We start from the raw sequence: 6,127 nt of genomic DNA, 5'->3' as shown, positions 1-6,127 counted from the left end.
GGATGTCGCCGTCCTCGGCGTTGTTCGTGACGGTAGTGGAGAGCACGTCCATACTCGCCCACTCCTCGACGGTCGCCGTGCCGGTCGCGTTCTCCAGCTTGAACGACACTCCGATACCATCACCGGCTGTCGCGTTGCTGTCGCTCGAACTGTGGGTAAGTGTGATAACGTCAACCACGCCATCCGTGGTGTCGTCGCGGGTGATGGTCAGCGAGTTGGACGTGGTGTTGCCGTTCTCGTCGATCTTGAAAGCGGCGGTAGGACTCGCGTTCACGTCCGAGTCTATGGGGTTGATCTGGAATGCCACATCGCCGTCGGCATCGCCGTGCGAAGTGCTTGGCGTGATTACCACGTTCTCCAGATGTGTCTTGGTCGATTCACTTCTTGCCATGATATGTCTCCTGTTTGTAGATCATGGGAGAAAGGAGGGGCCGAAGCCCCTCCCGTATCGGTCGTTTTAGCCCGCACCGATGCTTCCGTCCACTCCACGGAAGTCGTACGCGCCGAAGCCGATCCTGAAGTCTCCGGCGTACTGCCGGTCGCCCGATGCGAACACGTTGTCCTTGCGGAACTCGGGCATCTGGCGGATCACCGCGACGAGGCCGTGGCCCTTCGCGCCCGGCTTGCCTGCCTTGCCCGCGAGCACGAACCAACTGTCGGGATCGGTCAGTCTGCTCCAGACCTTCTTCTTCAGCAGGCCGCGCACGGAGTTGACCGTGTTGTCGGCGGTGTAGGGCATCTTGTCGCCGTCGAGCAGTTCATCGAGCAGGAATCGGCTGTCCACCGGGACAACCACCATCTCGCCCTGGAGCGGCCACTGCTGGCCTCTCGCGCCCTGCATCTTGTTCAGTCTGATGAGCGACGCCTGAAGTGAACTGATCGAGAGGTCGGCGGCAGACGACGGGGTGTTGGCATACGTGCCGCCCGAGAGTATCGGGTGGTCGGTCGCCAGCAGAGCCTTGCCGTCACCGAGGTAGCCCGCACCGGATGCGGCTGAGCACCACTCGAAGATCGTGGCGGTGGTGGCCGAGTTGAACGGCACAGCCGCCAGAATCTCCATGGTCTCGCGTGCCATCTGGCCGTGGCTCTGGGAGAGCGGGCCGGTCAGCAGGCCTGTCGGATCGTCGTCGATGGTCTCTTTCTCCACGGTGTACGCGGAGGCGTAGGTCTTCGGCGTGATCGTCACGTCGTAACCCTGGTAGATGCCGTCGAACGTCACGTTCGCGCCGAACGGCTTCACCGGCCACACGCCCAGCCCCGAGATGTGGCTGTAGCGGGTGTCCTGGTGAGTGATATTGACTACGTTGTATACATCCTCGAACTCATGTTCGGCCTCTCCGTAGCCCTGCAGGAACTGATTACCGATGTTCAGGTCGTACAGGTCGGAGTGGTTGGTCTTTACGATGCGTCCTACGTTTGGCATTGTCTTCTACTCCTTCCTAGTTGAACATCAGAAGCTCGGTCCCAGCGGAAGTGGAATCGAGGAACTGGACGTAGACCCGTCCGTAGGTGTCGCCAAGCTTCATCTGGCACGGAGTACCTGTGGAGTCGAACGCCGGGCCTTTCTTCAGGCCGACGACGCGCACCCTGTCGTTCGTGGAGTCGTTGTCAACGACCCACACACCGGCGGACGGCGTGTCGAGTCCGAAGCTCTGCCCGATGATGGTGACGGCGGTGATCGCCTGTGACTCGGAGGTGTCCCAGAAAGTACCCTCGAAGATGTCCATCGACGTGATCTTGAGGATCTTGATGGCCTTGTTGCCCGAGGTGACGTTGGTCGCATCCTCAAGCGCGATGCCTGCGATCTGGGTAGTGGCTGAGTCGGCCCATTTGGTGACCGTTCCGGAACTGAGATATACGAGGTCGCCCGCCTTGAAGGTCTGGTTGTTAGCCTCCTTGATGTCGGGGTCATCAAGTATCTCAGGGGTCGCGGAACCGACGCCGAGCCGTCCAACCCACTTGAAGGTTTCGATGTTGAACTTGCTCATTGGTCCTGTATGCCTCCTGTGTGATGTGTTGCTGCTGCTATCACCCAAGCGCGTACAGGGTGGCTGCTGGCCCGCTTGACTCGCTTGGCCCTGGCGGGGGCGAGTCGGTGCGGCGGAAGCCCTTGGCTGTCTGCCGTGGGGGTGGCCCCGCGTCGGCTTGGCCTCCATGCGGAGGGGCTTGCGGGGCCGTATCGGATTATCAAGACCGCTTGGCCTCCATGCGGAGGGGCGGTGTTATACTCCCGGCTGCGAGAGCGTCAAGCCCTCGCTCGGATCGCCGTCTTTCTCGGTGTGCGTGTAGTCGCGCACGCCCGCCGTCGATTCTGCGGCGATGCGAAGCTGTTCCTCAGCAGATGCCATCTGCATCTGGTTATATATCTGCCGCTCCTCGATCCTCTGCCTGTGCATCGACATGGGCCGCTTGTGCAGGATCGTGTCGGCGTCGTGTATCAGTGCGCTCGTCTCGTCGCCGTATGCGTGCGGGCAAGCCGCCAGTTTCTCGGCCTTCTTGACGGGGACCCACCCGCTCGCGGCGGCTGTTCCCATCCTGCGTTTGTGGCTGTTGATGAGCCGGTACGCGAAGCTGTCAGCCCCGCCGGGCTTCAACTCCTTGTCGAGCTGCGCCCTCATCGCCTCGGCGCACACGAACGGTACGTGCGTGCCGTCAGCCCTGCACACGACTAGTTCGCCGGTCTGCGTCTTGGCGACGACGGTCTGTGTGTCTACCGGCTTCATGCGCTCTCGGACGGCCACGACTACCGGTGAGTCCTGCGGTACGGGCTTGCGTTTCAGTGCCATTACTTGTCTCCTCCCACCTTCACGCGGGCCACGCCGTCACTGAGCATCCTGTCGGCCTGCTCGGGCGTGAGTCCCATGGCCGCGAGCTGCGCCACTTCCTCCGCGCTGAACCCGTAGGTCTTGCCTGTCGTCGGCTGTGCCGTCCCTCCGGCCCCAGGCGTCACGGCCTGCGCTACTCGCGCCTGCCTCTGCGCCTCGATGTTCGGGTCGGGCGGCGCGGGTGTCGAAGCGGCCTTCCTGCCGCGCGCCGCGTCCATCGCTATCTGCACGGCGGCGGCGTTCACTGCCTGCGCGTGAGTGATCGAACTGTAGCCCATCTGCCGCAGTATGTTCGTCGTGTCGGCCTTGATCTCGTTGAAGTCGTTGTACTTCTGCTCGTATACCGCCGTGAGCGTCTGGTCAACGACCGGCAGAAGCCCGCCTACCTGCTGCGCGGCTATCTGCTGTGCCTCCTGCCGGATCATCTGCCGCAGGTTCTGTGTCGTCCACTCGAACTCTTCGTCGTTCTGCTCGGCAGGCTGCTGATACTGCGTCTGCGGCTGCTGGGCCTGCTGTGTCGGGTACGGGTTGCCGTGCTCGTCCACGTCCCAACCCATCTGCTGCAGTGCGGTGCGCGTGGTGTTCAGCCGGTCCTGCTCTGCGCGGAGCCTGCCTTCCCACGTCTTGCGCTCGTTCTCGTCAATCCCGGTCGGTTCGGCGGTCGGTTCGCCGCCCTCCACGACCTCAAGATCGGGCTGCTGGCCCTCAAACTCCTCGTCCATTTCCCTCCTCCTCAATCCGCCTCGCCGCTTCTATCGTGTGTCGCGGGATTGCGACAGCGTTGTAGCACGAGGCAACAAACTCCTGGTACTGCATCATCTTGATCGCAAAGTCGGTCAGGCTCTCGCCCGGTGCGGGCCTGCGCGTCACCATCGCCTCGACGGTGCGTTGTGCCTGCTCCTCGACCTCCTGCTCATACAGGAGCCATGCCGGGTGCGACAACATCTCCCGGTACTGGTCCGCCTGCTGGAGCAAGCGCAGGTTGCTCGTAAGCTCCGATTCCTCCGACGGCTCCGGCTTCCGCAGGCGGTAGTCCTCCCTGCGCCATCCCGTCTCCGAGTCCCTGCGCGTATCTGACGAGGATCGCCTGCGCCACGGCAGGATTGATCGTATACGCGATAGCAGCGGCCTCCTCGAACGTCTCCGGCTCGGTTCCAATGATCTCCTCCGTGTTCCTGTGGCCCATAGCCTGATAGTATTCGTTCTCGGCGTTCCAGATGCGCTTGACCTTGTCGATAAGCTGCTCCGCGCTGTCCAGCGGGCTTATCTGCGTGAACGGCGACTGCGCGATGCCCTGCCGGGTAGCCATCGCACGCTGAAGCCGCGCCTGCGGGTTCGTGCTCTGGCTGGAGCCGTTCGGCGTGTACTTGTAGCTGTACTGATACCACTCGGGATTGAACACCTTCGGCACGGTGCGCCCGCGCTTGCTGACCTTGTGGCGTATCGGCACTTGCGGCAGGAACCGCGCCAGCACATTCACGAGGTTGCGGGTGTAGCCTTCCAGCCCGTCGCCTTCCTCCAGCCCGAACTGCACATTGCTTGCCTGCACGTTGAACTTGGTGCTGCCCGCCTCGATGAGCGCGCCGATCTCAAACGCCGTGCGCTTCTCGGTGGACGCCTTGCCCTGCGTATAGTCCGTGACGCCGGTCGCCCGCTCGATCTCTTCGCGCACTAGGCCCATCATGTTCGCCGCGTGGCCTATGGACGCGAGGCTCGACGCGCTCGACTCCAGTATCCGCACGTCCGCCGGATTGCTGACGGGCCAACGCTCCATCGGCCCCCACTTGTACTTGCGGTACTGCGATTCCTGGCCCTGCGGTATCGCCATCGGCGGCAGAATACTTATGGTGATCGCGTCGCTGATCTGGCTGAACGTGGCGTTGATCCACGCCTGCATCCCGCGCATGGTCTCCGCTACCGGCTCGCCCCACATGCTGTTCGCGGACGGCTTCATTATGACCGGCGAGAAGAACCACTGGTTGCCGTAAATCTCGCTGTACGGACTGCACCGCAGGATGATCGCGTCGCCGCCACTGTCGGACCTGTGGGCCGCGAGGATGAGCCATTCGGTCTCCTCGTCGTCGCCCGGCTTGCACCACCGGTAGACGCCCTCCCAACACTCGAACCTTGCGCCCCATATCTCGTCAGGCTCCTCCGGCGTGATGCCGGAGACTTCCTGCTGTTTGGTCTGCGGGTGGCTCTCCATCCACTCGGCCTTGAGATTGTTTACGCTGTCCTCGTAGAAACTTTTGGACTTCAGTGCCTGCTTGATCTCGTTCCACCGCAGGTACACGCGGGAAAACGCGCCTCTCGCCTGCGAGAAGTTCGGAGCGGTCGCGGGGAGCAGGGCCATGTCCTCGGTGATGACGACCTCGCACCTCGGCACGATGTCGAGCTGCGTCACGTTGAGCGGTTCGCCCGTCCACATCGGCGCGGGCTTGCCCGTGCGTACCACTGTCGGCTTGAGCCATGCCTGCCCTGTGGTTGCCGCCTCGCGCACCGCCAGCAGGATCTTCGACCGGAGCCGCGTGCGCTCGTTCCAGTCCTGAATCCAGTCCTCCATGCCGTCCTCGGCCTCGGGATCGTCAACGTCCTCGGCTTCCACGATGGTATACGGCGAAATGTTGCAGAGAGCGGTCGTCACGTTCTCAGCGATGCTGTCAACGGTCGCTTTGGTCTTCGGGATGCTGACGTTCGACTGCCAGGCCTGCGCCCCTTTCGGCTTGGAGGCCGTCCCATCGTACTGATCGCGCCATGCGGACACCTTATCGAGCAAATCAGCCGCGTCGGAGCGGTATGCGGTCAGGTCGCGCCCGATAATGCGGCCCAGAGTGGTCAGATCGTCGGTCGAAAGACGCTGTTTCGGCTCCTGTTCGGCTATCGCGTGGCTGCTACTCACAGTTTCCCTCGATTACGGCCTCAATGTGCTTGTCGAAGTCGCACAGAACGAGCGTTTTGCCGTCGTCGGTCTCAAAATGCTTGCCCGCCCACCGCTTGAACACCACATTGTCGCCCTCGGACGCGCCTTTTCCGACGCAATCGGGGGCCAGTCTGCGGAGAAAGCCCCAACCGGGCATCGGCCTGTAGCGGTCGGCGTAGAAAATCCCGCCCTGCGAGGCTTCGGGGCCGTCCGTGACCTCCACGAGACACGCCCCAGGCATCACTTCCATCGCCAGCATCTCGGATGCGGTCAACGTCTCCTCCTCCAAAGGTCGGCAGGGGCCGGATTCGAACCGGCGTGCCTCCCGGCTGTACACGTCGGGCGATCTCCCGCTGATCTACCCTGCCACTACATTAGTCTG

The 6,127-nt window shown here is 62.8% G+C and carries 8 protein-coding genes and 1 tRNA gene; all 9 read right to left on the bottom strand.

Features of this window, described 5'->3' with window-relative positions:
• The coding region (locus KA354_24955; GenBank protein ID MBP7937901.1) for a hypothetical protein at positions 1–391 on the bottom strand (391 nt) is incomplete at its 3' end.
• Positions 392–457: 66 nt separating this feature from the next.
• The gene (locus KA354_24950) at positions 458–1,423 is read right to left on the bottom strand and encodes a Mu-like prophage major head subunit gpT family protein (protein MBP7937900.1); all 966 of its coding nucleotides are present in this window, start codon (positions 1,421–1,423) and stop codon (positions 458–460) included.
• A 16-nt stretch (positions 1,424–1,439) separates the two neighbouring features.
• Positions 1,440–1,988 (bottom strand): hypothetical protein, encoded by a 549-nt coding sequence (locus KA354_24945; protein ID MBP7937899.1) that lies wholly within the window; start codon positions 1,986–1,988, stop codon positions 1,440–1,442.
• Positions 1,989–2,222: 234 nt separating this feature from the next.
• The gene (locus KA354_24940; GenBank protein ID MBP7937898.1) at positions 2,223–2,786 is read right to left on the bottom strand and encodes a hypothetical protein; all 564 of its coding nucleotides are present in this window, start codon (positions 2,784–2,786) and stop codon (positions 2,223–2,225) included.
• A complete protein-coding gene (locus KA354_24935; GenBank protein ID MBP7937897.1) occupies positions 2,786–3,547 on the bottom strand; it encodes a hypothetical protein in 762 nt (253 codons plus the stop codon). The genes KA354_24940 and KA354_24935 overlap by 1 nt, the downstream gene beginning before the upstream one ends.
• The gene (locus tag KA354_24930) at positions 3,531–3,770 is read right to left on the bottom strand and encodes a hypothetical protein (GenBank protein ID MBP7937896.1); all 240 of its coding nucleotides are present in this window, start codon (positions 3,768–3,770) and stop codon (positions 3,531–3,533) included. The genes KA354_24935 and KA354_24930 overlap by 17 nt, the downstream gene beginning before the upstream one ends.
• Positions 3,739–5,724, bottom strand: a complete 1,986-nt coding sequence (locus KA354_24925) for a hypothetical protein (protein ID MBP7937895.1) — start codon at positions 5,722–5,724, stop codon at positions 3,739–3,741. The genes KA354_24930 and KA354_24925 overlap by 32 nt, the downstream gene beginning before the upstream one ends.
• A complete protein-coding gene (locus KA354_24920) occupies positions 5,717–6,019 on the bottom strand; it encodes a hypothetical protein (protein MBP7937894.1) in 303 nt (100 codons plus the stop codon). The genes KA354_24925 and KA354_24920 overlap by 8 nt, the downstream gene beginning before the upstream one ends.
• A gap of 19 nt (positions 6,020–6,038) precedes the next feature.
• A tRNA-Tyr gene (locus KA354_24915) sits at positions 6,039–6,113 on the bottom strand.
• Positions 6,114–6,127 lie beyond the last annotated feature (14 nt).

This window comes from Phycisphaerae bacterium, from assembly GCA_018003015.1.
GTDB lineage: Bacteria > Planctomycetota > Phycisphaerae > UBA1845 > PWPN01 > JAGNEZ01.
This window is presented reverse-complemented; position numbering and strand designations above follow the sequence as displayed.